Source organism: Rhizobium leguminosarum (assembly GCF_010668065.1).
In the GTDB taxonomy this organism is placed as follows: Bacteria; Pseudomonadota; Alphaproteobacteria; order Rhizobiales; family Rhizobiaceae; genus Rhizobium; species Rhizobium leguminosarum_S.
This window is the reverse complement of sequence record NZ_WUEN01000002.1, coordinates 78,914-105,542: the sequence shown is the minus strand read 5'-3', so window position 1 is coordinate 105,542 and position 26,629 is coordinate 78,914. Positions and strand designations below refer to the sequence as shown.

23 protein-coding genes and 1 pseudogene are annotated in these 26,629 nt (G+C 61.4%); 11 read left to right on the top strand and 13 right to left on the bottom strand.

Features of this window, described 5'->3' with window-relative positions:
• The first annotated feature begins 21 nt into the window (after positions 1-21).
• Together gcvH and gcvP are read left to right on the top strand one after the other, a co-directional pair.
• Positions 22-384 (top strand): glycine cleavage system protein GcvH, encoded by a 363-nt coding sequence (gene gcvH, locus GR198_RS05035; protein ID WP_003539971.1) that lies wholly within the window; start codon positions 22-24, stop codon positions 382-384.
• On the top strand, positions 384-3,248 hold the full coding sequence (gcvP, locus tag GR198_RS05030) for an aminomethyl-transferring glycine dehydrogenase (protein ID WP_164067690.1): 2,865 nt from the start codon (positions 384-386) through the stop codon (positions 3,246-3,248). The genes gcvH and gcvP overlap by 1 nt, the downstream gene beginning before the upstream one ends.
• A 308-nt stretch (positions 3,249-3,556) precedes the next feature.
• On the opposite strand, the gene GR198_RS05025 is transcribed toward gcvP, so the two are convergent.
• Positions 3,557-4,525, bottom strand: a complete 969-nt coding sequence (locus GR198_RS05025; protein ID WP_164067688.1) for an SDR family NAD(P)-dependent oxidoreductase — start codon at positions 4,523-4,525, stop codon at positions 3,557-3,559.
• Positions 4,526-4,620: 95 nt separating this feature from the next.
• On the opposite strand from GR198_RS05025, the gene GR198_RS05020 reads away from it, so the two are divergent.
• The 3 genes from GR198_RS05020 (at position 4,621) to GR198_RS05010 (ending at position 7,060) form a co-directional block, all read left to right on the top strand.
• Positions 4,621-5,244, top strand: coding sequence for a TetR/AcrR family transcriptional regulator (locus GR198_RS05020; RefSeq protein WP_164067686.1), 624 nt, complete (start codon positions 4,621-4,623; stop codon positions 5,242-5,244).
• Between the two features lie 308 nt (positions 5,245-5,552).
• On the top strand, positions 5,553-6,599 hold the full coding sequence (locus GR198_RS05015) for a glycoside hydrolase family 25 protein (protein WP_164067684.1): 1,047 nt from the start codon (positions 5,553-5,555) through the stop codon (positions 6,597-6,599).
• Positions 6,600-6,754: 155 nt separating this feature from the next.
• Positions 6,755-7,060, top strand: coding sequence for a flagellar basal body rod protein FlgC (locus GR198_RS05010; RefSeq protein ID WP_164045785.1), 306 nt, complete (start codon positions 6,755-6,757; stop codon positions 7,058-7,060).
• A gap of 60 nt (positions 7,061-7,120) precedes the next feature.
• Here GR198_RS05010 and sufA read toward each other — a convergent pair whose 3' ends face one another.
• From sufA to GR198_RS04970, 8 genes and pseudogenes are all read right to left on the bottom strand, one after another.
• Positions 7,121-7,513: a Fe-S cluster assembly scaffold SufA gene (sufA, locus tag GR198_RS05005; protein ID WP_164067682.1), complete on the bottom strand. Its 393-nt coding sequence runs from the start codon at positions 7,511-7,513 to the stop codon at positions 7,121-7,123.
• 96 nt (positions 7,514-7,609) lie between these two features.
• Positions 7,610-7,990: an SUF system Fe-S cluster assembly protein gene (locus GR198_RS05000; RefSeq protein ID WP_003539979.1), complete on the bottom strand. Its 381-nt coding sequence runs from the start codon at positions 7,988-7,990 to the stop codon at positions 7,610-7,612.
• A 12-nt stretch (positions 7,991-8,002) separates the two neighbouring features.
• Complete coding sequence (locus tag GR198_RS04995; RefSeq protein ID WP_164067680.1) at positions 8,003-9,244, bottom strand: cysteine desulfurase; 1,242 nt, start codon at positions 9,242-9,244, stop codon at positions 8,003-8,005.
• A 12-nt stretch (positions 9,245-9,256) separates the two neighbouring features.
• The gene (gene sufD / locus GR198_RS04990) at positions 9,257-10,531 is read right to left on the bottom strand and encodes a Fe-S cluster assembly protein SufD (protein WP_164067678.1); all 1,275 of its coding nucleotides are present in this window, start codon (positions 10,529-10,531) and stop codon (positions 9,257-9,259) included.
• A 25-nt stretch (positions 10,532-10,556) separates the two neighbouring features.
• Positions 10,557-11,312, bottom strand: a complete 756-nt coding sequence (gene sufC, locus GR198_RS04985; protein WP_029874214.1) for a Fe-S cluster assembly ATPase SufC — start codon at positions 11,310-11,312, stop codon at positions 10,557-10,559.
• 109 nt (positions 11,313-11,421) lie between these two features.
• Positions 11,422-11,610: pseudogene (locus tag GR198_RS04980) on the bottom strand (GIY-YIG nuclease family protein); the annotation flags it as partial.
• Positions 11,611-11,649: 39 nt separating this feature from the next.
• The gene (gene sufB / locus GR198_RS04975; protein WP_029874216.1) at positions 11,650-13,119 is read right to left on the bottom strand and encodes a Fe-S cluster assembly protein SufB; all 1,470 of its coding nucleotides are present in this window, start codon (positions 13,117-13,119) and stop codon (positions 11,650-11,652) included.
• 144 nt (positions 13,120-13,263) lie between these two features.
• Entirely contained in the window at positions 13,264-14,430 is a 1,167-nt protein-coding gene (locus GR198_RS04970) for a cysteine desulfurase family protein (protein WP_029874217.1), read from the bottom strand.
• A gap of 217 nt (positions 14,431-14,647) precedes the next feature.
• Between GR198_RS04970 and GR198_RS04965 the strand changes: the two genes are divergently transcribed.
• Entirely contained in the window at positions 14,648-15,325 is a 678-nt protein-coding gene (locus tag GR198_RS04965) for an alpha/beta hydrolase (RefSeq protein ID WP_003540001.1), read from the top strand.
• Positions 15,326-15,468: 143 nt separating this feature from the next.
• Complete coding sequence (locus GR198_RS04960) at positions 15,469-16,644, top strand: acyltransferase family protein (protein WP_017988451.1); 1,176 nt, start codon at positions 15,469-15,471, stop codon at positions 16,642-16,644.
• On the opposite strand, the gene GR198_RS04955 is transcribed toward GR198_RS04960, so the two are convergent.
• Together GR198_RS04955 and GR198_RS04950 are read right to left on the bottom strand one after the other, a co-directional pair.
• Positions 16,641-17,168 carry a GNAT family N-acetyltransferase gene (locus GR198_RS04955; RefSeq protein ID WP_029874218.1) on the bottom strand — a complete coding sequence of 176 codons (528 nt, stop codon included), beginning with the start codon at positions 17,166-17,168 and terminating at the stop codon, positions 16,641-16,643. The two genes, GR198_RS04960 and GR198_RS04955, sit on opposite strands and share 4 nt — an antisense overlap.
• Entirely contained in the window at positions 17,165-18,283 is a 1,119-nt protein-coding gene (locus GR198_RS04950; RefSeq protein ID WP_029874219.1) for an anhydro-N-acetylmuramic acid kinase, read from the bottom strand. Before GR198_RS04950 ends, GR198_RS04955 begins: the two co-directional genes overlap by 4 nt.
• A gap of 133 nt (positions 18,284-18,416) precedes the next feature.
• Here GR198_RS04950 and tyrS point away from each other — a divergent pair, with 133 nt between their 5' ends.
• Entirely contained in the window at positions 18,417-19,673 is a 1,257-nt protein-coding gene (tyrS, locus tag GR198_RS04945) for a tyrosine--tRNA ligase (protein WP_029874220.1), read from the top strand.
• A gap of 60 nt (positions 19,674-19,733) precedes the next feature.
• Here tyrS and GR198_RS04940 read toward each other — a convergent pair whose 3' ends face one another.
• Both GR198_RS04940 and GR198_RS04935 read right to left on the bottom strand, forming a co-directional pair.
• Positions 19,734-20,054, bottom strand: coding sequence for a hypothetical protein (locus GR198_RS04940; RefSeq protein ID WP_080658233.1), 321 nt, complete (start codon positions 20,052-20,054; stop codon positions 19,734-19,736).
• Between the two features lie 234 nt (positions 20,055-20,288).
• On the bottom strand, positions 20,289-23,687 hold the full coding sequence (locus tag GR198_RS04935; RefSeq protein WP_164067676.1) for a YhdP family protein: 3,399 nt from the start codon (positions 23,685-23,687) through the stop codon (positions 20,289-20,291).
• Between the two features lie 125 nt (positions 23,688-23,812).
• Between GR198_RS04935 and GR198_RS04930 the strand changes: the two genes are divergently transcribed.
• From GR198_RS04930 to GR198_RS04920, 3 genes are all read left to right on the top strand, one after another.
• Complete coding sequence (locus GR198_RS04930; protein ID WP_029874223.1) at positions 23,813-24,286, top strand: peroxiredoxin; 474 nt, start codon at positions 23,813-23,815, stop codon at positions 24,284-24,286.
• Positions 24,283-25,110 (top strand): ferritin-like domain-containing protein, encoded by an 828-nt coding sequence (locus GR198_RS04925; RefSeq protein WP_164067674.1) that lies wholly within the window; start codon positions 24,283-24,285, stop codon positions 25,108-25,110. Before GR198_RS04930 ends, GR198_RS04925 begins: the two co-directional genes overlap by 4 nt.
• Before the next feature lie 104 nt (positions 25,111-25,214).
• The gene (locus GR198_RS04920; RefSeq protein WP_029874225.1) at positions 25,215-26,534 is read left to right on the top strand and encodes a peptidoglycan DD-metalloendopeptidase family protein; all 1,320 of its coding nucleotides are present in this window, start codon (positions 25,215-25,217) and stop codon (positions 26,532-26,534) included.
• The last annotated feature ends 95 nt before the right edge of the window (positions 26,535-26,629 follow it).

Sequence of the window (26,629 nt, the reverse complement as noted above, 5' to 3'; positions counted from 1 at the left end):
CTTTTCCAGAGAGGACGAACAATGCTGAAATTTACCGAAGAACACGAATGGCTGAAGATCGAAGGCGGCGTTGCAACGGTCGGCATCACCACCTATGCCGTCGAACAGCTCGGCGACCTGGTTTTCGTCGAACTGCCGGAAGTCGGCGCGACCTTCTCCAAGAACGGCAATGCCGCGACCGTTGAATCCGTCAAGGCTGCTTCCGACGTCTATTGTCCGCTGGATGGCGAGATCACCGAGGTCAATCCGGCCATCGTTGCAGACCCATCGCTGGTCAATTCCGATCCTCAGGGCGCCGGCTGGTTCTTCAAGCTGAAGCTTGCAAATGCTGCGGACGCCGATGGCCTGCTCGACGAGGCGGCCTACAAGGAGCTCACTGCGTAATGACGACGCCGACAGAATTCCAGTTCACCGACTATCAGCCCTACGATTTCGCCAATCGCCGCCATATCGGCCCCTCGCCGGCCGAGATGACCGATATGCTCAAGGTGATCGGCTATAACAGCCTCGACGGCCTGATCGACGCGACGCTGCCGCCCTCGATCCGCCAGAAGGCGCCGCTCGTCTGGGGCGCGCCGATGACCGAGCGCGAGGCGCTCGACAAGCTGCGCGAGACCGCCAACAAGAACAAGGTGCTGGTCTCGCTGATCGGCCAGGGTTACTACGGCACGATCACGCCGCCGGTCATCCAGCGCAACATCCTTGAAAACCCGGCCTGGTACACCGCCTATACGCCCTACCAGCCGGAGATCAGCCAGGGCCGCCTGGAAGCGCTGTTGAACTACCAGACGATGATCTGCGACCTCACCGGCCTCGACGTTGCCAACGCCTCTTTGCTCGACGAGGCGACCGCCGCCGCCGAAGGCATGGCGATCGCCGAGCGCGTCGCCAAGTCGAAGGCGAAGGCCTTTTTTGTCGATGCCGACTGCCATCCGCAGACCATTGCCCTGATCCGCACCCGCGCCGAGCCGCTCGGCTGGAGCGTCATCGTCGGCAATCCCTTCACCGATCTCGATCCTGTCGACGTCTTTGGCGCGATCTTCCAGTATCCCGGTACCCACGGTCACGTGCACGATTTTACCGGCCTGATCTCGCGCCTGCATCAGACCGGCGCCATAGCGATCGTCGCCGCCGATATCCTGGCGCTGACGCTGCTGAAATCGCCCGGCGAAATGGGTGCCGATATCGCCGTCGGCTCCTCGCAGCGCTTCGGCGTCCCGGTCGGCTACGGCGGCCCGCATGCGGCCTATATGTCGGTCAAGGATGCCATCAAGCGCTCCATGCCTGGCCGCCTCGTCGGCGTTTCCGTCGATGCCCGCGGCAACCGCGCCTATCGCCTGTCGCTGCAGACCCGCGAACAGCACATCCGCCGCGAGAAGGCGACGTCGAACATCTGCACCGCCCAGGTGCTGCTTGCCGTCATGGCCTCGATGTATGCCGTCTTCCACGGACCGAAGGGCATCAAGGCGATCGCCCAGCAGGTGCACCAGAAGGCCGTATTGATGGCCAAGGGCTTGGAAAAGCTCGGTTATAAGGTCGAGCCCGACACCTTCTTCGACACGATCACCGTCGATGTCGGCCACATGCAGGGTCTCATCCTGCGTGCAGCCGTCGCCGAAGGCGTCAATCTGCGCAAGGTCGGCGAAACCAAACTCGGCATGAGCCTCGACGAACGCACCCGGCCGGCGACGCTCGAAGCCGTCTGGCGCGCCTTCGGCGGCAACTTCACCATTGCCGATTTCGAGCCGTCCTATCGCCTGCCGAAGGGCCTGCTTCGGACCAGCGATTACCTCACCCATCCGATCTTTCACATGAACCGCGCCGAAAGCGAGATGACGCGATACATCCGCCGGCTTTCCGACCGGGATCTGGCGCTCGACCGCTCGATGATCCCGCTCGGCTCCTGCACGATGAAGCTCAACGCGACGGCGGAAATGCTGCCGATCACCTGGCCGGAGTTCTCCGACATCCATCCCTTTGTGCCGGCCGACCAGGCGCTCGGCTACCGCGAAATGATCGACGACCTGATCGAAAAGCTCTGCGCCGTCACCGGCTACGACGCCTTCTCCATGCAGCCGAATTCCGGTGCGCAGGGCGAATATGCCGGCCTGCTGACGATCCGCAACTTTCATATCGCCAATGGCGACGGCCATCGCGACGTCTGCCTGATCCCGACCTCGGCGCACGGTACCAATCCGGCTTCGGCCCAGATGGTCGGCATGAAGGTCGTCGTCGTCAAGGTGCGTGAAAACGGCGACATCGATCTCGACGATTTTCGGGCCAAGGCTGAGCAGCATGCGGCAAACCTTTCCTGCTGCATGATCACCTACCCTTCGACGCACGGCGTCTTCGAGGAGACCGTCAAGGAAATCTGCGATCTCGTGCATGAGCATGGCGGCCAGGTCTATCTCGACGGCGCCAACATGAATGCCATGGTCGGCCTGTCCCGCCCCGGTGACATCGGCTCCGACGTTTCGCACTTGAACCTTCACAAGACCTTCTGCATTCCGCATGGCGGCGGCGGACCCGGCATGGGGCCGATCGGCGTCAAGGCGCATCTGGCTCCCTATCTGCCCGGCCATCCCGAAACCGACGGCCGTTCGGGTGCTGTCTCGGCCGCCGCCTTCGGCTCGGCCTCGATCCTGCCGATCTCCTGGAGCTATTGCCTGATGATGGGCGGCGAAGGCCTGACGCAGGCGACCAAGGTGGCGATCCTCAACGCCAACTATATCGCCACCCGGCTGAAGGGCGCTTATGACGTGCTCTACAGGTCGGAGGCCGGCCGTGTCGCGCATGAATGCATCATCGACACCCGCCCGCTGGTCGACACCTCAGGCGTCACGGTCGACGACGTCGCCAAGCGTCTGATCGACTGCGGCTTCCATGCGCCGACCATGAGCTGGCCGGTCGCCGGCACGCTGATGATCGAGCCGACGGAAAGCGAGACCAAGGCTGAACTCGACCGTTTCTGCGAGGCGATGCTGGCGATCCGCGAGGAAGCCCGCGCCATCGAGGATGGCCGCATGGACAAGGTGAACAACCCGCTGAAGAACGCTCCGCACACAGTGGAAGATCTCGTCGGCGATTGGGATCGTCCCTACAGCCGCGAACAGGCCTGCTTCCCGCCCGGCGCCTTCCGCGTTGACAAATATTGGTCCCCGGTCAACCGCGTCGACAATGTCTATGGCGACCGCAACCTGATCTGCACCTGCCCGCCGGTGGAAAGCTATGCGGAGGCGGCTGAGTAGCGGTCAAGCCTGATGCAGCGAAAGGCCGAGTAATCCAATGCCCCTTCCATCATGGGAGGGGCTTTCCTAATTCTGATAGAAATGTGCAGCTAACCTGTCTGGTTAGCAGCCGATCCAGGTTCAATTCCTCGGCAGGGGCACCAGTTTCCCAGTTCCCCTGCTCTCTATCAGCGTCGAAGCGTGCCGGTTTGCGGCCTAGAACAGGATGATTTTAGGCCCGGTCGGCCTAAAATCTGAATCCTGTTCTACATTATATAGTTAGAGCATGATGTCGTCCGAAAACCGCTTACACTTTTCGGCATCATGCTCTAGAAGCGCTCGCCGACCATATCCTCGCTTTTGGCCCACAATGCCCTGGCCGTCTCGGGATCGAGCGCGTAGGTGCGCACGCCTTCGGAAATCGGGCTGATCTCCGCATCCGTCACTCCGGAGACGTGGCAATTCTCGCAATATCTGCCGCCGACCGCGTCAGCCGGCGCGACGAAACCTGCCCAGACGGAGGTAGCCGCACCCTGAGGAATCGTCTTCCACTGGAAGGGCGGCTTGCCCTCGGCGGCGAGAGCTGCGTTGATCTGCGCTATCATGCCTCCAATCATGTCAGGGTCGAGATGACGGTCGAGCTCGGTCTGGATGCCGCCGGGATGCAGTGCCGTTGCGCGGATGCCGCGCTCCTTGAGGCGCCGGTCGAGTTCCACCGCGAACAGGATATTTGCGGTTTTCGACTGGGCATAGGCCGCCCAGGGCTCATAGGTCTTGCTCTCGAAATTGAGGTCATCGAGGCTGAAAGGTGCCATTCGATGGCCCGAGGATGCGACGATCACCACTCGGCCGCCCGATTTGACGAGCGGTGCGATGCGGTTGACCAGCACGAAATGACCGAGATGGTTGGTGCCGAACTGCGTTTCGAAGCCATCGGCGGTGCGGCCGAAGGGAGCGGCCATCACGCCGGCATTGGCAATGACGACATCGAAGGGGCGGCCATCCGAAATGAGCGCATCGGCGCAGGCGCGCACGCTTGCCAGAGAGGCAAGATCAAGCTCGACGATATCGAGGCTGCCGCCATCGGCCGCACCGGCGCGCACAACTTCCGTTGCCGCCCTCGCCTTTGCAAGGTCGCGTGCCGTACCCGTCACCTGCGCACCATGGGCTGCCAGCACGCGCGCGGTTTCCACGCCGAGGCCGGCCGAAACACCCGTCACCAGAACACGCTTGCCCTTGAGATCGACGCCTGCGAGCACCTCATCGGTGGTTGATGTTGCGCCAAAAAGTCCACTCATGATTATCTCCTTGATCATGGACGCACCACTCCAGGCTGGTGGACCATTGCCCGCCGGCCTCAAATGAAATAAAAGGAGGATGCCTCCATATAAATATGGAGGGCACCTCCGCTTATCAAGGGGACTTCTCGGAAATGGCCGAAAAAAGCGACCAGCCCACCATCCGAAAGCCGCGCGCGGATGCCGAACGCAATCGTCTTCTGTTGATGGAAACGGCAAAGACCGTCTTTGCCGACAAGGGTTCCAGCGCCAGCCTGGAGGAAATCGCCCGCATCGCCGGCGTCGGTATCGGCACGCTCTATCGCCATTTTCCGACGCGCGATGCACTGGTTTCCGCCATCTACCGCAACGAGACGACGCAGCTTGCCGCTGCCGCCAAAAGCCTTGCTGAGAGACATCCGCCTGTCGAAGCGCTTCGCCTGTGGCTGGTGCAGTTCGTCGATTATGTCGTGACCAAACACGGCATGTCGGAGGTGCTGGATTCTTTGGTCGGCGGCACCTCCGAGCTCTATGCCGATTCTGCCGATTTGATCATAGGCGCCGTCAATCTGCTGGTGGATCGCGCAGTCGCCACCGGTGAAATCCGTCTGGCGATGGACCCGCTCGATATCCTGCGCGCGCTGGCGGGCGGCGCGAGCATCAGCAGTGGCCCCGCCTGGCGGGATGCGGCAAGGCAACTCATCGATATTCTGATTGCGGGTATGAGAGCCAGTCGCTGACGCTGTCGCACCATTTCGGCACGGCTGTCTCAGATGGAGCTGCGCGAGAATAGCGATATCGACATGGAGGATTTCCGCACACAAGATGGAAGAACCTCGTCGGCGATTGGGATCGTCCCTATAGCCGCGCCGAGGCGGCTGAGTAGCAGCGTTAGGCAAACCTCCTTCCACAGGTTGGGAGGGACTGCATGCTTTTGGCGCGCAGGGATCAAATTTAACCTTTCTTAGCAAGTCTCTGTTAGCAATTCAGAAAGGCGCTTCCATCAACATGGATCTCCGTCGATCCCTTGTTTTGCGTGCAGGTTCTTATGCGTACATCGGCAGTGCCAGCAATCCTCCTCGCCGCCCTGATCCTGTCGGGATGCGCTGCCAGTTCTGGCGCCGAAGATGTGCTGGGCAACGTGCCATCGCCGGAAACGACCAATGCCATCACCCAGCCGAGCGGCCCGATTCCTGCCGCCGCCGTTGGCGATACTGCGCCGGAGGCAAGCCCGCCGCAGCAGGCGTTGCGCTGGGCGGGAGAGGTTCCGGAGCCGCAGGCACTCGTGCCCGCCGACAGGCCGGTCGGCATGCCGCTGCCGACAGATAAGCCGGTCGCGCTGCTGATGCCGTCCAATCCCGCCGGCAATGCAATGCCCGATGTCGGCACGAGATCGCCGACACGCGGACAAATTTACGGCCACCGCTTCCGCGATGCCAAGCCGATCAATTTCGGTTCCACTTCGCCGAGAAAGCTTGCCGTGCACGGCGTCGATGTATCGCGCTGGCAGGGCGAGATCGACTGGGAGACGTTGCGGCGGCAAGGCGCGAACTTCGTCTACATCAAGGCGACCGACGGCGGTGATCACCTGGATCCGATGTTCAAGAAGAACTGGCGCCGGGCCAAGGAAGCAGGCCTGAAACACGGCGCCTATCACTTCTTCTACTGGTGCCGGACAGGCGGTGAGCAGGCCGACTGGTTCATCCGCAACGTGCCGAGGGAAGCCAACGCTCTTCCGCCCGTCATCGACGTCGAATGGAACGGCGAATCGAGCTGCAAGAGGCGCATCTCCCCCGCACGTGTCCGGGAAAAGATGCAGGTTTTCATGGATAAGCTGGAGCGCCATTACGGCCAGCGCCCGATCATCTACACCGCGCCGGATTTCTACCGCGATAATTTGAAGGGGCAGCTGCTCAACTATCCCTTCTGGCTGCGCTCGGTGGCCGCTCATCCCTCCAAGGTCTATCCCGGCCGCAAGTGGGTCTTCTGGCAGTATTCCGGCTCCGGCCTTTCCGATGGCGTCGACGGCAAGATCGACCTCAACGTGTTCAACGGCAACGAGAGCGATTGGCACGACTGGGTGGCGTCGCGATAGCGAAGCTAGCCATGGCTCCGCGCGCGCCCGACCCCGTTCCGTGCCAATCCGGAACAGATGGCGCGAACCTATAGGTCTTTGCTAACGCAACGCCTTCAGCATTCCCTAAACCCTTGCATGTACAAGAATTTCATCCAGTTCTGGGGAAACGGCTGATGAGCATATCGGGTATTACGAGCACTGCTCTTTCGGGAATGCGAGCGCAGACGACGCGGGTCGGCGCGATTGCCAACAACATCGCAAATAGCAGCACACCGGGCTATGCCAGGCTGAACACCAGCCTCACCTCCGTTGAGTCAGGCGGCGTGCAGGCCGTCGTCAGCCCGACTGCGTCGGATGTCGATCCGGCTGCCGAACTGACCGACCTGATCGAAGCCGAGCAGAGCTACAAGGCAAATGCCGTGGTCTTTGAGACCGGCGCCGACATGTGGGAAATGCTCATGAGCATCAAGCGCGACTGAACACGCTCGATTTCATCGGAGACTTGCTGGTGGAGAATTTTCCGCCGCTCTGAAGCTATATCAGGAATGCGCCGGCTCGCCCTGGCGCTGGGCGGCAAGGGCCGCGAGATCAGCAGGCTTCAGCTCGACGGATTCGCCGCAGCCGCAGGCCGATGTCTGGTTCGGATTGGTGAAGGTGAAGCCGGAGCGGAGCGTCGTCGTTTCGAAGCCCATCTCGGTGCCGAGCAGATAGAGAGCTGCGGATGGCTCGACCCAGACTTTGGCACCGTCGCGCTCGATCAGGTCGTCCTTGGCATTGGGCTCGGTCACCAGGTCGATGGTATATTCCATCCCGGCGCAGCCGCCCTTCTTGATGCCGACGCGGACACCCTTGGCATCAGATCCCGAGTTCTCGACGATCGCCTTGACGCGAGCCGCAGCACCGTCCGTCATGCTCATGATTGCAAAGCCCATCGGCTCATTCTCCTTCCGCAACCGGGGTCAAGATCCGGCGCTTCGTGATTCAAATGTAGTCTTCCGAGGTAAACGGATCAATACCACGGTACTGTATCAGTACCAGCCGACGGCGACCTGCGCCTCTTCCGACATGCGGTCCGGCGTCCATGGCGGATCGAAAGTCATCGCGACCTCGACGCCCGACACGCCTTCGACGGCGCCGACGGCGTTTTCGACCCAGCCGGGCATCTCGCCGGCCACCGGGCAGCCGGGTGCGGTCAGCGTCATCATGATTTTCACCATCCGGTCGTCCTCGATGTCGATCTTGTAGATCAGACCGAGCTCGAAGATGTCGGCGGGAATTTCCGGATCGTAGACGGTCTTCAGCGCGCTGATGACGTCGTCGCTCAGCCGCGCCAGCTCATCGGCCGGAATGCTGGAATGCACGATGCCTTCGCGCACGTCGGTCTTCTGTTCGCTTTCGTCCAGGCTCATCACGGACACTCCTCAAGCAAAGAACTTGCGCGCATAATCAAGCGCATCGGCCAGGGCATCGACCTCGGCGCGGGTATTGTACATGCCGAAGGATGCACGGCATGTGGAGGTGACGCCGAAGCGTTTCAAGAGCGGCATGGCGCAATGCGTGCCAGCCCTGACTGCAACACCCTGCCGGTCGATCACCATCGAGACGTCGTGGGCATGAATGCCGGCAAGTTCGAAGGAAAAGATGCTGCCTTTGTCGGGCGCCGTCCCGAAGACTCGCAGCGAATTGACGGATTTCAGCCGCTCGACCGCATAGGCGGCAAGATCGGCCTCATGCCGGGCGATCGCCTCGCGGCCGATCTTCTCCATATAATCGAGCGCATAACCGAGCCCGATCGCCTGCACGATCGGCGGTGTGCCGGCCTCGAAGCGATGCGGCGGGTCGTTATAGGTAACCACGTCCTCGGCGACTTCGAAGATCATCTCACCACCGCCCTGGAAGGGGCGCATCTCAAAAAGCCGCTCCTTCTTGCCGTAGAGCACGCCAATGCCCGATGGGCCGTAGAGCTTGTGGCCGGTCATGACGTACCAGTCGCAATCGATATCCTGCACGTCAACAGGCAGATGCACGGCGCCCTGGCTGCCATCGATCAGCACCGGGATGCCGCGCTCATGCGCGATCCGGCAGACTTCCTTGACGGGAACGATCGTGCCGAGCGCATTCGACATATGGGTGATGGCGACGAGCTTGGTGCGCTCCGTCAGGCTCTTTTCGAAATCCTCGATATGGAAGGCGCCCTCGTCGTCAACAGGCACCCAGACCAGTTTGGCCCCCTGCCGCTCGCGGATGAAGTGCCAGGGCACGATATTGGAATGGTGCTCCATGATCGTCAGCACGATCTCGTCGCCTTCACCAATCTTCGGCATGCCCCAGCCATAGGCCACGGTATTGATCGCTTCCGTCGAATTCTTGGTGAAGATGATGTCGTTGACCGAGGGCGCATTGAGGAAACGGCGCACCTTCTCGCGCGCTGCCTCATAGGCGTCCGTGGCCGCATTCGAGAGATAGTGCAGGCCGCGATGCACATTGGCATATTCATGGGAATAGGCATGCGAGATGGCGTCGATCACCACCTGCGGCTTCTGCGCCGATGCGCCGTTGTCGAGATAGACCAGCGGCTTGCCATGCACCTTCTCCGCCAGGATCGGGAAATCCCGGCGGATGGCTTCGACGTCGTATTGCGTGGCCGGCACTATCTTGTCCATTGATATATCCGATCAGGCGTGCTTTTCGAGCCAGGCCGAAATCACGCCTTCCAGCGCCTCGACCAGGGCTTCGTCTTCCAGTTCCTCGACGATTTCGGCGACGAAGGCGTTGACGAGCATCGCCCGCGCTTTGTTCTCCGGAATACCGCGCGCCATCATGTAATAGAGATGGTTGGCGTCGATATCGGTCACCGTGGCGCCGTGGCCGCACTGCACGTCGTCAGCGAAGATTTCGAGCTCGGGCTTGACCGAGAATTCGGCATCGTCGGACATCAACAGCGTGTTGCAGGCCATCTTGGCATCGGTCTTCTGCGCATCGGGCGCCACCCGGATCATGCCCTGAAAGACGCCCTTGGCACGGTCGAAGACGACGTTGCGGATGACTTCGGTCGAGCCGGTATTCGGCACGTCGTGGCCGAGCACCATCGTCACGTCGGTATGGCTTTCTGCTCCGAGCAGGTTGATGCCGCGCAGGGTCAGATCGGCGCCCTCGCCCGTCACCTTGATGTTAAGCTCCTGGCGCACCAGCTTGCCGCCGGCATTGATGACGAAAAGCCGGAGCTTGGCGTCAGCGCCGAGATCGATGCGGATCTGGCCGAGATGCGTATCGTCAGGCCCCTGCTGCTGCAGGATGATCCAGGTCAGTTCCGTGCCTTCGCCAACCGTGATGTCACTGACATGGGACACGAGGGCCGCATCGCCGGTCACCGTGAGGTGACGCTCGATGACCGTCGCCTTGGCACCGGCGCCGAAGGACACGGGAAGGCGCGTATGTGTCTGCCCGCCCGCATGGATGAACTGGATTTCAAGGGGGTTTTCAAGCTCGGTATCGGCAGGCACGTCGATGACATAGCCGTCGCGCACGAAGCTGCCGTTGATGCGGCCGACGGCATCGTCGCTGCCGAGCGCATCCAGGCTGTCCGCGGCAGATCCGTCAAGCAGACGTTCGGAATAGGCCGAAACGCCAAGACCGTCGACCGTAGCCTTCTGGTTGGAATGGCCCTGGATCACCGCCAGCACCGTGGCATCAGCAACGAGCGGCTCCAAAGCCTGCGAGCCGGCATCGCCCGCCTGCTGCGGGACAGTGCGCAGCAGATTCTTGAGGTCGGTATAGTGCCAGGCCTCGATGCGGCGCGTCGGCAGGCCGGCTTTCTTCAGGTCGTCGAGAAGCCGGTCGCGCAGTGCCGTCACCGCGCCATTGCCCGGCAGCTCGCCGATCTGCTGGTTGAAAGCCTCGATCAGCGCCGTCTCGGCCGCAGTCAGGCGGCTCGTCGTCTGCATGTTCATGGACGTCGTCCTTTCCACCCGAAACTCAGGCCGCCGTGCCGATGATGTCGGCATAGCCGTTGGCTTCCAGCTCATGCGCCAGCGTCTTGTCGCCCGACTTGATCACCTGGCCCTTGTAGAGCACGTGGACGGTATCCGGCACGATATAGTCGAGCAGGCGCTGGTAGTGGGTGATGACCACGACCGCGCGGTCCGGCGAACGCAGCGCATTGACGCCGTCGGCGACGATCTTCAGCGCATCGATGTCGAGTCCGGAATCGGTCTCGTCAAGCACGCAGAGCTTCGGTTCGAGCAGCGCCATCTGCAGGATCTCGGCCCGCTTCTTCTCGCCGCCGGAGAAGCCGACGTTCAGCGGCCGCTTCAGCATCTCGGTATTGATCTGCAGCTTGCCGGCGGCATCCTTGACGCGGCGCATGAAGTCCGGCGTCGTCAGCTCGTCCTCGCCGCGCGCCTTGCGCTGCTCGTTCATCGCCACCTTCAGGAACTGCATGGTGGCGACGCCCGGAATTTCGACCGGGTACTGGAAGGCAAGGAAGATGCCCTTGGCAGCGCGTTCGGCCGGATCGAGCTCGAGAATGCTCTCGCCATTATAGAGAATGTCGCCCTCGGTGACTTCGTAGTCGCTGCGGCCGGACAACACATAGGAGAGCGTCGACTTGCCAGAGCCGTTCGGCCCCATGATCGCGGCAACTTCGCCGGCCTTCACCGTCAGGTTCAGGCCACGGATGATCTCGGTGCCGTCTTCGGCGATACGGGCATGAAGGTTCGTAATTTCAAGCATCTTTGGTTCCTGTTCATAGAGCGGGCATAGGTGCCGCTTCATAGACCGTCTGAGCGGTCTCAATTGTTGCGATCCGTCATCCTCGGGCTTGTCCCGAGGATCTATGCCCTCAATTGTAGTCGCTCCACTCCCGCGTATTCGGATGCGGTCGATAGACATTCTCGATTTCATCAATCCGCTCGTAAAGGTCGATCCAGGTCGGATTGAGACCTTCTACGAGCTTGATCTTCCATTCACGCAGGTAGCGTTTCAAAGATTTCTCTCGCTGGATCGCCAACACGATGTTCGGATGGCCCTCAGATCCTCGGGACAAGCCCGAGGATGACGGAAACCGTGATTACCCCACGCTGCCCTCAAGCGAAATGCTGATCAGCTTCTGCGCCTCGACGGCGAATTCCATCGGCAGTTCCTGCAGCACTTCCTTGACGAAACCGTTGACGATCAGCGCGATCGCCGCTTCGGTCGGGATGCCACGCTGCAGGCAGTAGAACAGCTGATCCTCGGAGATCTTTGAGGTTGTCGCCTCATGCTCGAACTGCGCCGTCGAATTCTTCGCCTCGATGTAGGGCACGGTATGGGCGCCGCACTTGTCGCCGATCAGCAGCGAATCGCACTGGGTGAAGTTGCGCGCGTTCGACGCTTTGCGGTGAGCCGAAACCTGGCCGCGATAGGTGTTGTTGGAAACGCCGGCGGCGATGCCCTTGGAAACAATGCGGCTCGACGTGTTCTTGCCGAGATGGATCATCTTGGTGCCGCTGTCGATCTGCTGATGGCCGTTCGACACGGCGATCGAATAGAACTCGCCGCGGCTGTCGTCGCCACGCAGGATGCAGGACGGATATTTCCAAGTGATCGCCGAGCCGGTTTCGACCTGCGTCCAGGAAATCTTCGAACGGTCGCCGCGGCAATCGCCGCGTTTGGTGACGAAGTTGTAGATGCCGCCCTTGCCGTTCTTGTCGCCCGGATACCAGTTCTGCACCGTCGAATATTTGATCTCCGCATCGTCGAGCGCAACCAGTTCGACCACGGCGGCATGCAACTGGTTTTCGTCGCGCTGCGGCGCCGTGCAGCCTTCGAGATAGGAAACGTAGGCGCCCTCTTCCGCGATGATCAGCGTGCGCTCGAACTGGCCCGTGCCCTTCTCGTTGATGCGGAAATAGGTGGAAAGCTCCATCGGGCAACGAACGCCCTTCGGCACGAAGACGAAGGAGCCGTCGGTGAAGACCGCCGAATTGAGCGTCGCATAGTAGTTGTCGCTCGTCGGAACGACGGAACCGAGGTACTTCTGCACCAGTTCCGGATACTCGCGGATGGCTTCCGAGATCGACATGAAGATCACGCCGGCCTTCTTCAGCTCTGCCTTGAACGTGGTGACGACCGAGACGCTGTCGAAAACGGCATCGACGGCGATCTTCGGCTTCTCGACGCCGGCAAGGATCTCCTGCTCACGCAGCGGGATGCCGAGCTTCTCATAGACCTTCAACAGCTCCGGATCGACCTCGTCGAGCGACTTTGGACCCGGCGTGCTCTTCGGCGCGGCGTAATAATAGATGTCGTTGAAATCGATCTTCGGATAGTCGACGCGCGCCCAGGTCGGCTCTTCCAGCGTAAGCCAGCGACGATAGGCCTCAAGACGCCATTCCAGCATCCACTCCGGCTCCTGCTTCTTCGCCGAAATGAAGCGGATGATATCTTCGGACAGGCCTTTCGGCGCCTTGTCCATCTCGATGACGGTCTCGAAACCGTATTTATACTGGTCCACATCGATCAGGCGCACCTGTTCGATTGTTTCCTGCACCGCAGCCATCTCATTCTCCAATCTCGCCGGATACAAGGTCCGGCAGCTTGTAGCGTTTGGGCAATTGTCTTGCCCTTTATGTAAGAGGCCAAAAGGGACTTTTCAGCCCGATTGGCAAGCGGAAATTTGCATTTCCGCAAGTTTTGACGCGGCTCAAGCCGCCTCGCCAGCCGATCTTCGCCGGCAGGCAATCTTGGCGAAAGCCGCAATCGCCCTGTCGATATCCTCTTCCGTCGTCGAAAAGCCGAGCGAGATACGCAGAGCGCCGAGCTTCGCGTCACGTCCCATCGCCGTCAGCACATGGCTTTCGCCAAGCCGACCCGATGAGCAGGCCGAACCTGCGGAAAGTGCAACGCCTTCGAGATCGAAGGCGATCTGTCCGGTCTCGGCCTTCAGCCCCGGCAGGGTGAAGAAGATCGTATTGGTGACACGCTCGCCACCCTCGCCGTGGATCATCACATCGGCTGCCGCCTGACGCATGCCGGCTTCGAGCCGCTCGCGCAACGCGCCGATTGCCGCATTGCGCGCCGCGAGTTCGTCGATCGCCGCTTCAGCCGCCGCGCCGAAGCCGATCAGCGCCAGCGAATTCTGTGTCCCTGAGCGGTGACCCCGCTCCTGCCCGCCGCCCTGAATCAGCGGCCTGGGCATCAGCGCTTCGCCCTGCGCGATGAGCGCACCGGCACCCTTCGGCCCGCCGATCTTGTGCGAGGAAACGATCATGAAGTCGGCGCCGATCTTGCCGACATCGAGCGCGATGCGGCCGGCCGCCTGCACGGCGTCGACGACGAAGAGGCCGCCATGGGCGTGGACGATCTTTGCTGCCGCCTCGACCGGCTGGACGATGCCCGTCTCGTTGTTGACGAGCATGATAGCGACCATCGGCAGGCCGGCGGCTTTGTCATGCGCATCGAGCAGGAGGCCGAGTGCATCGAGATCGACGATACCGGCTTCCGTCACCGGGATCTCCGTCATCTTCTCTCTGGCGAAGCGGCCGCCTTCGCGCACCGCGGGATGCTCGATCGCCGAAAAATAAAGATGGCCAAGGCGAAGCGGCGTGCGGCCCATGCGGAAATCCGAGGTCAGCACCAGATTGGCGGCTTCGGTCGCGCCGCTGGTAAAGACCACATTGCCGGCATCGGTGCCGGCAAGTGCTGCCACCTTGCGTCGTGCGCCTTCGATGGCAGCGCGCGCGGCGCGGCCCTCGCCATGCACGCTGTTCGGATTGCCAAACACGTCGATGGCGCGCATGATCGCCGCGCGTGCTGCGGGGTGCAGCGGCGCTGTGGCATTCCAGTCGAGATAAAGGCGTGGCGGCGCCATGATCTTCAGTCCTGCGCTTGACGAGCTTGCTTCAGCGGCCGCGGTTCATTTTTCTTGAAATTTCCGCCGGGCTTGCCTTATGACACGTTCCACGATGCGTGGATCGCCATGCAAGTTTCGAATTGTTCTAAACTGCGTTTTAGAAAAGCTGACAACACTAGTCAAGTCATGTTGTCATCCAACGCAGCGCTAACGCGAAATAAAACCCGGAGTACCAATGCCCGAAGTTATTTTCAACGGCCCAGCCGGCCGTCTTGAAGGCCGCTACCAGCCCTCCAAGGAAAAAAGCGCGCCCATCGCCCTGATTCTGCATCCGCATCCGCAGTTCGGCGGCACGATGAACAATCAGATCGTCTATCAGCTCTTCTACATGTTCCAGAAACGCGGGTTCACGACGCTGCGCTTCAATTTCCGGGGAATCGGCCGCAGCCAGGGCGAATTCGACCACGGCGCCGGCGAGCTCTCGGATGCCGCCTCGGCGCTCGACTGGGTACAGAGCCTGCATCCTGATTCCAAGACCTGTTGGGTCGCCGGTTATTCCTTCGGCTCCTGGATCGGCATGCAGCTCCTGATGCGCCGGCCGGAAATCGAAGGCTTCATGTCGATCTCGCCACAGCCGAACACCTACGACTTCTCGTTCCTGGCGCCCTGCCCCTCCTCCGGCCTGATCATCAATGGCGAGGCCGACAAGGTGGCGCCTGAGAAGGATGTCAACGGCCTTGTGGAGAAGCTGAAGACCCAGAAGGGCATCCTGATTACCCATCGCACCGTCGCCAATGCCAACCACTTCTTCAACGGCCAGGTGGAAACGCTGATGGGCGAATGCGAGGATTATCTCGACCGTCGCCTCAACGGCGAACTGGTGCCGGAACCGGCCGCCAAGCGGATTCGCTGACACCACAAATCTCAGCCTCATCAATGCCATGACGGTCCGGAACACAACCGGGCCGGCTGTGCCGGAACAGATCACCTATCGTGTTGCAATCCATGTTGCAGTGCGGTAGGGTCCTCGCGATCCTAACAAAAGCGAGGTCCGCAATGACCAAGTCGTTCGGGGAAGTCCTGGATAAGTATAGGGGAATTGGTCCGGGGTTCGATTTCCTTCGAATAGGGCTCGCCTTTTCCATCGTATTGACCCATTCTTTTTTGTTAACCGACAACAATGACTTCATCAGGGGGTCAGTATTCTGGTTCACTGAATACGCTCTTGTTCCGATGTTCTTCGCGTTGAGCGGATTTCTGATCGCCGGCAGTGCACAGCGCCTGAGCCTCCGAAATTTTCTGATCAACCGAGGCTTGCGCATTGTCCCGGCCCTTGCCGTCGATATCGTCGTTTGTTCGTTGATCATCGGGCCGATCATTACGGTCGTTTATCATTCCGAATATTTTACCGATCAGCGGTTTTTCAAATACTTCCTGAATATCGTCGGCTGGATCCATTACGAGCTTCCGGGCGTCTTCCAGGATAATCCGAGCCAGCGCGTCAACGGCGCTCTGTGGACGGTTCCCTGGGAAATCTTCTGCTACATCATCATGTCGTTCCTGATGATCACCGCCATCGTGAAGACGCGCTACAAGCTGCTGGCGGTGACGATCGCCTACATCGTCATCGGCCTTATCGTGCAGAAGATGCCCTACCTGCTGCCAGGCTCGATCAAGCCGATCGCTCGCTTCCTGTTCATGAGCCGAGGCTCCCAGCTGATAACGGCCTTCATGATGGGCATCGTCGCCTTTCAGTTCAGGGCAGTCATTCCGCATTCCCGCTGGATATTCGGCGCTGCCTGCCTGGTCTGCATCGTCGCCATCCTCACCCTGGACAGCCGGGCGACGGAGTCGGTGCTCAACCGGCCCCTGGTCATCACCTCTCTTGTTTACATCACCGTCTTCGTCGGCCTGTCCGAGGTGCCCATCCCGGCCTTTTTCAGGAAAGGCGACTATTCCTACGGCGTCTATCTTTATCACGACCCGTTTTTACAGATCTGGATCAGCTCGTTCCCGTCGGTTTTCCTCTATCCGAAATATGGTGCGCTGGCGCTCTATCTCGTCGGCCTGCCATCGGCTCTCGCCGTTGCGGTGCTGTCCTGGCATTTCATCGAGAAGCCGATCCTCGGCCTTCGCAAGAAATTCTCGTTTATCGCCCAGGTCAGGGGCGTCGAGGATGGCAATCAGGCTGGGCGCGAATCCCATGTCCGGCCGGTCGCCGTAAAGAGTTAGAGCTTTGCCGGCCGCATACTGGCGGTCAGTTCGAAAGCCGTGTCCAGCACTCCATCGATCAGGATCGGCGCGCGTTCGCGCATGCCGATCTTTCTGAGGACACGCTGCGAGGCGATGTTTTCGGGATGCGTGAAGGCGATGAAGCCGGATGCAAACTGCCGTTCGAGGAACCAGTCGGCCAACGCGCTCGCCGCTTCGGTCGCTAGGCCCTTGCCCCAAGCCTCCTCGCGCAGGGAATAACCGAGTTCGAATTGCTCGTTCCTGAACTTCGAAATCCCCGCGCGGCCGACGAAGCTGCCGTCCTCGGCGAGGAGCTTGTATTTGGTCGTGCCGTCGCGCGCCTGTTCCTCGAACCAGCCGCGCAGCCGTTCCTCAGCCTTTTGGAGGCTCCACGGCGCGTTGCCGGACAAATATCGGGTCGTCGCCATCGTCGAATGCAGCTGTTGCACCAGGATCGCATCGCCTTCGTCCCACATGACGAAGGTAAGCCGTGGCGTCTTCAGTATGACCCTTTGCTCTGTCATGGCGTTGCCAGCACCCCACCGCTGACAGGAGCCGCGACCCCTGTCGTGCCGGGGAATGTCAGCGGCAGCCCGTCCAGCGATCGGACGGCGAGATAGGCCCAGGCCTCGGCTTCCATCGCATCGCCGTCGAAGCCCGCCTCCTCGGCCGTCAACACCCTCGAGCCCAGCCTTTCGGCCATGATTGAGAACTCTGCCATGAGAGTGGCGTTCAGCCGCCCGCCGCCGCAGACGATATAGAGCGCTGGGGTCTCCGGCAGGAAACCGCTGGATTTGATGATCGAGGCGGCGGCGACATGCGCCAGCGTCCGGGCGCCGTCTTCAAGGCTCGCCTCCTCGGACTGAAGCGGCGCAAAATCGCCGCGGTCCAGCGAACGGCGAACATTGCCGCGGAAGAATGGGCTTTGCAGATAGCGTTCCGCCAGGCTGGCCACGACCTTGCCGCGCCCGCCGATCTCACCGCCGGGATCATAAGTTTTGCCGGTCTGCATCTCCACCCACTGGTCGATCAGCGTATTGCCCGGACCGCTGTCGAACGCCGATATCCGGCCGTCGGTGCCGATAAAGGTGAGATTGGAGATGCCGCCGATATTGACGAAGCACACCGCCTGTCCCGCCTGCTGGAATTTTCCCGCAAGTGCTGCGTGATAGGCCGGCACCAGTGGCGCGCCCTGCCCGCCATGAACCATGTCGTTGGCGCGCATGTCGTAGACCACAGATATGCCGGTCCGGCGCGCCAGTTCCTCGCCGTCGCCGATCTGGATCGTCAATCCGTCATCAGGACGATGAAGCACTGTCTGACCATGGAAGCCGAGAACATCGACAGCATCGGCCGCTAGCCCGAAACGCTCCATGAATGCCGTAACGGCAATTGCATGCCGCAACGTCAGTTCAAGCTCGATGTCGCGAAGCTCAGCCGGTCGCTGGCTTCTCTCACTGAGTGGACGCGATAGTTCCAGCGCCCGTTTGAGCTGCGCGCGAAAATCCGCGTCATAGGGCACGCCCATGAACGGCCCGCGCTCGATGAAGCCGCGGCCGTCGGTCCTGATCAACGCGACGTCGATTCCGTCCATCGACGTGCCGCTCATCAGCCCGATCGCGGTCCTGATGACATCCATGAGGCTTGCCTCCCATGCGATTCCCGGATGCACTTTTATAAAAACAGTGCTAAACGCGCCGCGACAGATCAACAACAACGAACTTGCGCCAAGCCCCCATGGGGTGCGGAGCAGACACCAAGAGACGAAACCTATGTCCGAGTTCAAGTCCGATTTCCTCCGCACGCTGAAAGAGCGCGGCTTCATTCATCAGATCTCCGATGAAAGCGGCCTCGACGACCTGTTCGCCAAGGAAACCGTGACGGCCTATATCGGCTACGACCCGACGGCATCCAGTCTTCACGTCGGCCACCTGACACAGATCATGATGCTGCATTGGCTGCAGGCGACGGGCCACCGCCCGATTTCGCTGATGGGCGGCGGCACCGGTATGGTCGGCGATCCCTCTTTCAAGGAGGAGGCGCGTAAGCTGATGACGATCGAGACGATCGAGCAGAATATCGCCTCGATCAAAACCTGCTTCTCGAACTACCTCGATTATGACAGGCCCGCCACCGCCGCGCTGATGATCAACAACGCCGAGTGGCTGCGCTCATTGAATTATCTGGAGTTCCTGCGCGATGTCGGCCGCCATTTCTCGGTCAACCGCATGCTGTCTTTTGACAGTGTGAAGACGCGCCTTGACCGCGAACAGTCGTTGTCCTTCCTGGAATTCAACTACATGATCCTCCAGGCCTACGATTTCGTCGAGCTTGCCAAGCGCTACGATTGCCGCCTGCAGATGGGCGGTTCGGACCAGTGGGGTAATATCGTCAACGGTATCGATCTTGGTCACCGCATGGGGACCCCGCAGCTTTATGCCCTTACCTCGCCGCTGCTGACGACGTCGTCCGGCGCCAAGATGGGCAAATCGGCTTCCGGTGCGGTCTGGCTGAATGCCGATCTGCTGCCTGTCTACGACTTCTGGCAATATTGGCGCAACACCGAGGACGCTGATGTGCCGCGCTTCCTCAAGCTCTTCACCACGTTGCCCATGGATGAAATTACAAGGCTGTCGGCGATCGGTGGTTCGGAGCTGAACGAGGTCAAGAAGATCTTGGCAACTGAGGTTACCGCGATCCTGCACGGCCGCCCGGCCGCCGAGCGGGCCGCTGAAACCGCGCGCAAAACCTTCGAGGAAGGCAGCCTCTCGGAGAACCTGCCCTCGGTCGATATCCCCGCCACCGAACTCGACGGCGGCATCGGCCTGCTGTCGCTGATCGTTCGTGCCGGCCTTGCCTCGTCGAACGGCGAAGCCCGCCGTCACGTCCAGGGCGGCGCAGTCCGCATCAACGACGAGGCGGTCAGCGACGAACGCAAGATGATCGGCAGCGGCGAAATCACCGCTGACGGCGTCATCAAGCTCTCGCTCGGCAAAAAGAAGCACATCCTGATCCGCCGCGCGGCGTAAGGGCCTCCAATTCCGAACCGATATCGAAGCCGGCGCCCGCGCCGGCTTTTCTTTGCCTCGCTATTCGGGTCGGCGAGCAAGATCATTCGGCTCCCCGCCGGTATTCTTCGTCATCTCGTCTGGTCTCTTAAGAAGGTAACCCGGCGGATCGACGCTTGAAGCGGGCTTCACCCGCGACCACCAGCCGATCGAGAAAATCGGCGGCGTCATTACCGCGTCCAGAGGAACCATCAGGACGTGGTAGGAACGGATGACCGCCTCTTGCGATTTCAGCCGCACGCTCTTTTCCGCAGAAAGCGAGGCGTCGGCAATTGTGACTGCGAGCACGGCGGCCGATGCAAAAGAAGCTGTCCGGGCGCACTGCATGGCATCCTCCGACATTGCGCCGGCCCATGTTCCAGGCCGGGATCGTATCTTATATCAGATTTCTCTAAATCAAGTTGGGCGTCGATGACGGACTTGTCAATCGCGCTCGGCAGATGAAGACAACCGCCACCCCGTCATGCTCGATGCATACGGCTACCGCTGGTATCGTGTCGGCGGCCTCGACTATCTCTTCAGGCGGAGAGAGGTTTAGCTACGTCTAGCCACGACCTCTGCCGTGACCGCCTCCCCTCACTGGAATTCAAAAATCTGGCGGAAGACGCCCGGCGCGATGATCGACAGCGGATTGATCTGCAGGTTCGGCTGGTCGAACTTGCCTGTCAGCTTGAAGGTAATGCCGATCAGACCGCGGTCGCTGCCATTGCCGAGGATGACGCCGATCAGCGGCAGTTCGGCGAACAGGCGGTTGAGGCCGTAGGCGGGCATGAAGGTGCCGGTCATGTCCATGTTGCCCTTGCGGTCGCGCACGATGCCCTGGAAGGTTGCGCCGATCTGATCGCCGCGCAGCACACCGTTCTCGATGCCGACCATGCCGTTGCGCGAGACGACACGGGCAAAGCCGCGCTGGAAGCGCTGCGACGAGGTATCGATGTCGCGCTTGACCGCTTCGTTGAGGCTGCGCTGCTCATTTCCGACGGGCGTCGAGACGATCGACCGCAGCCGTTGTTCGTTGACGATCGCGAAGCGGCGCACGTCGAGCGAGCCGTCCCAGCCGCCCTCCGCCCCCAGCCGGATCGCCAGATTGAGCAGGCCGCCCTGCATGTGCTGGTAGAGATCGGCGAAACGCGATACCGCGCCGGCATCGCCGCTGGTGATGTTGATGACGCCGCCGTCCTTCATCTGGCTGACCACAGCCTCGCCGCTATCGGTAACGGCGGAAAAATTGAGCGCCTGCAGCTTGTCGCCGCGCAGTGATATTTGCGCCTGGAAATTGCCGACCTTCTCGTCGTTGAAGCCGATGACGTTTTTCAGCCTGGCGCGCACCGATACGCCGGCGTCGCCGGCATCCCCATCACCATCGCCGTCCGAGCCCGATTTCAACCGCTGGATCACCGGCCGCGCATCGGCGCTGTCGCCGGAGACCGAGACGTCGAAATTGCCTTTGCTGCGCTTCACCGATAGGGCGAAATCGTCGAGCGAGGAGAGTTTGACGCTGTCGAAATCGGCCGAGATCAGCCCGCCCTTGCCAATGTTCAGCGATCCATTGGCGCCGAAACCGTCGCCCTTCAGCCGGAAGTTCTTGATCTGGGTATTGTCGGCCGGCCCGGATGTTTCGAATTCGGCCGTGGCGGCAATGCCGCTGCCCTTCGCCCAGCCGATCCAGGGCAGTTCGAGCAGCGACTTGGTGAGGTCGAGCTGGACGTCCTGCCGGTCGTCGTCGATCCGCGTCAGCACCATCTTCACGCTGCCGCCGACGATGCCGGAAAGGCCGGGTATCAGCTTGTTGCGCTGGTCCTCGGAAAGGGTCGCAGTGATCACCCGTTGTTTGACCGCCGTGTCGGATGCCTCGACCGGTTCGGTAAGATCGATATCGGCCGGGACGCCGTCGATCTGGGCCTTGGCGTCAAGCGTTATTCTCTTCGGATTGCCGTTCAGCGTGCCGTCGAGATTGCTGATCATCCTGCCGGAAAACGGCTTGGCAAGATCGATATCGGTGAGCTTCATTGCCGCCGTCCATTCGGCCGGCGGCGGGTTTTGCGAGGAGAGCAGGCCGAAATGGGCCTTCACATTCGCCTCGATCCGGCCCTTGAGATCGTCGGGCGTAAAGCCGGCACGCTGCAGCACCCGGATCGGCCGGTAGGTCAGAAGCTCGCCGACGGCGTCCGCCGCCCCGGAGACCGCGAGATCGATATCGGCCATCAGCGGTTTATCGTAGGTGGCAGGCAAGATGAACGTCCCCTGCCCGAGACCGACGGACCGGCCGGACGGGAAATAGGACGTGCCGCTCTTGATCGCAATCATCGCAACCGGGCCGGTCAGGTCGAAATGGGCTGACGTGTCGCGGATCGGCGGAATGTCGCCGGCAACGTTCATCCGCGCGCCCGTGATGTCGAAGCCGATGCGGATCTGGTTGGCGTCGAGCTTCAATCCCTTGCCGCCGGCTGCCTCGTCCAGCCTGCCGAAGGGAATGAAGACGGAAATAGCGGCGTCGGTGACGGTGCCGCCGAAGAGATTGCCGTGCACCCAAGTGCGCACTTTGGGCGCCATCCAGAACGGCCAGAGCTGCTTGATCGCTATCGTCTGCAGCTGCGCCGACTGGCCGGCAAAGCTGATCTCCGGCGATTTGTCGCCGAGCTTGACATCAAGTGATCCGTAGAGCGCGCCCAGCGGGCTGGAAGCGGTTATGTTGGGAAATTGGAATTCTCGGCCGGCGACCATGTAGCGCCCGGTCGCCTGGATGTCGAAGGAGAGCGGCTGCTCGCCGGAGCCGCCGGGGGCTGCCGTGCCGCCGCTGACGAGCAGGTCGATGCCGAAGCCTTTGCCGGCCTGCGGGTCGAGCTTGTCGAGATCGATCAGCGCGCCATTGATGGGAAGCGTGGTCGCGCCGAACCGGGCGTTCGATCGGGCGATCTCGATCGTCTGCTTGGCGAAATCATAGACGAGATTGATTTGCCCGCCCGACAGCTCCTGCGGATCGCCGTCCGCATAGATCAGGCCGGGATTGATGTCGACCGTCGCCGCCAGCGCCGGCTGCACGCCATCGCGCGCTCGGCTGGCCGACACTGTCAGATCGGCAAAGGCACTCAGTCCTTGCCGGATCATGCCCTGATCGTTGCGTTTCAGCGCGAAGGGGGTGAGGTCGGCATGCTTGAGCGTCGCCACGACCTTGGACACGTGGCCGTCTTCCTTCTCGGCCAGCACGTCGAGCTCCGCCACTTCGCCGTTGAGCGCGACTTCGCCGGTCAATTGCAGCGAGGACGGGCCGGCATGGGCAAAGACGAGATTGTCGATGACCAGCGACAGCGGACCGTTGGCGGTATCGGCAAGCTTGATGTCGATGCCGGAGATGCGCACCGAATTGGTCGAGCCGCGCGTCACGATGCTGTCGAACATGTCAAACTGCGAGAAGATCTTCTCCATCGCCGCCGGCATGGCGTCGATCCGCAGATCGTCGAGCTTGACGGCATTGCCGGAGGGCAGAAGCGCGGTATCGAGCGCGATATCCTCTGCTTCGATGTCCGCGACGGCGATGCGGCCGCGGAAAAGCTGCAGCGGATCAAGCCCCAGGCGCACCGAACCCGTCGTCGACAGGTGCTGGCCGCTCTCCTGGTCGATCATGTTGACGTTGCGCGCTTCCAGCGCCAGCCGGAAATCCGAAGTGAAGCGGATGACGGTGGAGCCGACCTCGGCACGGTAGCGCGGTCCGGCCACGCCATTCAGCGCCGCCTGCGCCTGCTGCGACAGCGGCTTGTCGAACATGCCGCTCTCGACGGTGAAAACGATGCCAGCGAGAATAACGAGGATCAGCCCCAGAAATCCTGAGGTCAGCTTCGCCGTGCGGCGCATCGGCGAACGCGGCGGCGGGCAATGAACGATGATCGGATCCTCGGCCTGGGCGGACGGCAAGCGGTCCAGCGCAACGATATCCTTCTTGCGAAACGTGACCTTTTCGCCGCGGATGGCTGACATGCGCCCTCGGGCTCTCCCTTTAAGTGAAGAATTGAACCCGGCCATGCTGGACGGGTATCCGTCCACTATATAATTCGGGGAGAGAAAGTGTCATCCACAAACCCGGCAAAAGAAAGGTTTTCCTAATGACGGTTCCCGGCATCGGCGTTTCGGCCCCTGATTTCAACCTTCCCCGCGACGGCGGCGGCCGCGTTTCGCTGGCCGAATTCCACGGCAAGCCGCTCGTGTTGTTCTTCTATCCCAAGGACGACACGACGGGCTGCACCGCAGAATCACTGGCTTTCACCGCATTAGCAGCCGAGTTCGAAGCGGCGGGTGCTGCCGTCATCGGCATGTCGCCCGATTCGGCCGCCTGCCATGACAAGTTCATCAAGAAGCACCGTCTTTCGGTGGCGCTCGCCTCGGACGAGGAAAAGACGACGCTGCAGGCCTATGGCGTCTGGAAGGAAAAGAGCATGTACGGCCGCAACTTCATGGGTGTCGAGCGTACCACTTTCCTGATCCGCCAGGACGGCACCATCGCCACCATCTGGCAAAAGGTGAAGGTGCAAGGCCATGCCGAAACCGTGCTCGCGGCCGTGAGGAACCTGGCGGCGTGACCGGGGATCTCACGATAACCTCGCTGCGCGGCGGCGCGATCGATGCGATCTCTTCCGCCGATCTTGATCGCAAGACGGCACTTGCGCAGGAAAGCGCCACCCGCTGGTTCGCCCGCCGGGTGTCGTTGCGCTCGCCGCTCGATGCAGACCTGCCCGACAGGCCCGGCCGTCCTGACAAACCGGTGCTGACGCCGCCGACCCAGGTGGAGAAGCGCTCGCTGCATACGCTCAAAGGGCGGATCGCTCTGCTGCACGCCATCGCCCATATCGAGCTCAACGCCGTCGATCTGGCGCTCGATATCGTCGCGCGATTCGCGACCGAGCAGGTGCCGAATTCCTTTTTCGACGGCTGGATGCTGGTCGCCTTCGAGGAGGCGAAGCATTTCCGCATGGTGCGCGCCAGGCTTAACGATCTCGGCGCCGATTACGGCGATCTGCCCGCCCATGACGGGCTCTGGCAGGCAGCCCATTCGACGCGCAACGACCTGACGGCAAGGCTCGCCGTCGTACCGCTGATTCTGGAAGCCCGCGGCCTCGACGTCACGCCATCGCTGCAGGCGAAGATGCGCCAGACAGGCGATCTCGAAAGTGCAGCGGTGCTCGACGTCATCTACAATGACGAGAAAGGCCATGTCGCCGTCGGCGCCAAATGGTTCCGCTTCCTCTGCGCCCGCGAGAAGCGCGATCCGGCAAAGGCCTTCCAGGAGCTGGTGCGCGCCAATTTCCGCGGACCGCTGAAGCCGCCCTTCAACGATCTTGCCCGTGCCGAGGCCGGACTGACGCCGTCTTTCTACCGATCGCTCGTATCGATCAGCCACGCTTGAAGTCACTGAAATTTATGACGCGACAGCGACAATGAAAGCATTCATTAACCATAACGGTGTCTAATTTCCGAAAGAGGCGTAGAGCATCAATCGGGAGAGCCTGCGTGAACAGCGGACATCAGCACCGGGTATTCGGCAGGCGGGCGCAGGAACATATCCTCATCCTGGCAAGCGGCGACAAGGTCCGCCATATGACGGTCCGGCCGTGGATGGCAGCACTGGCCTTCTGCTTCGTCGGCGTTTTCTCGATCGGCTACCTCCTGGCCACGTCCTATCTCGTGCTGCGCGACGACCTGATCGGCGCCACCATGGCCCGCCAGGCCCGCATGCAGCACGATTATGAAGACCGCATCGCCGCCCTCCGCGCGCAGGTCGACCGCATCACCTCCCGCCAGCTTCTCGACCAGCAGGTGGTGGAAGACAAGGTCGACAAGCTGATGGAGCAGCAGATGGCGCTGACCTCGCGCCATGGCAAGCTCGACAATCTGCTCGACCGCGCCGAAAGCTCCGGCCTGACGGAAAAGGATGGCGCCCCGCCTACGCCGTCTTCACCCGTTCAGTCCTATGCACCCGATGCCAAGGATAAGCGTGCTTCACTCACCGGGAGCGGCATCGAGGCAATCGAGAAACAGCTGGCGAGCGGCGCGCCCGCCGATGCGACGCCCGACAATTCGACGCTTGCCTATGTGCCGGCCACCGACACGGTCGGCGACCGGGCTGACCGCATCTTTTCGAAGGTGACGCTGTCGCTCAAAGATGTCGAACAGGACCAGCGCAGCCGTGTCGAACAGCTGACGAGCGATGCCGGCAATGCCGCCAACGCCATCGAGACGGTGCTGACCCGCTTCAAGATTCCGATGCCCGAGACCGCTGCCAGGAAAGACGACGACGATGCCGTCGGCGGCCCCTATGTCGAGCCTGAAAGCAACGACGGCTTCAACAATTCGCTGGCAGCGCTCGACGGCGCGCTGACCCGGCTCGAAGCGGTGCGCAGTACCGCCGAATCCCTGCCCTTCCGCAATCCCGCTATCGGCAAGGACGTGACCAGCCCCTTCGGCAATCGCCGTGATCCCTTCCTCGGCCGCCTCGCGCTCCATTCCGGCATCGACTTCCGCTTTTCGCCGGGCGAAAGGATCCGCCCGACGGCGCCCGGCAAGGTGATTTCGGCCGGATGGACCGGCGGCTACGGCAACATGGTCGAGGTCGATCACGGCAACGGCATCTCGACGCGCTACGGGCATATGTCGGAGGTTCTGGTCAAGGTCGGCGACACGGTCGACCGCAACGACGTCATCGGCCTTGCCGGCAGCACTGGCCGCTCGACCGGCACGCACCTGCATTATGAAGTGCGCCAGGACGGCCATGCCGTCGATCCAGTATATTTCATGAATGCCGGCCTTAAACTCGCCACCTATATCAAGTAACTCCTGCCCGGTAACCAACGCTTCACTCTGCAATGGGTGCGGCGTCTCTATTTCTTGACTTGCCGGCCATTCGGGGCTATGTCGCGCTGCATTGC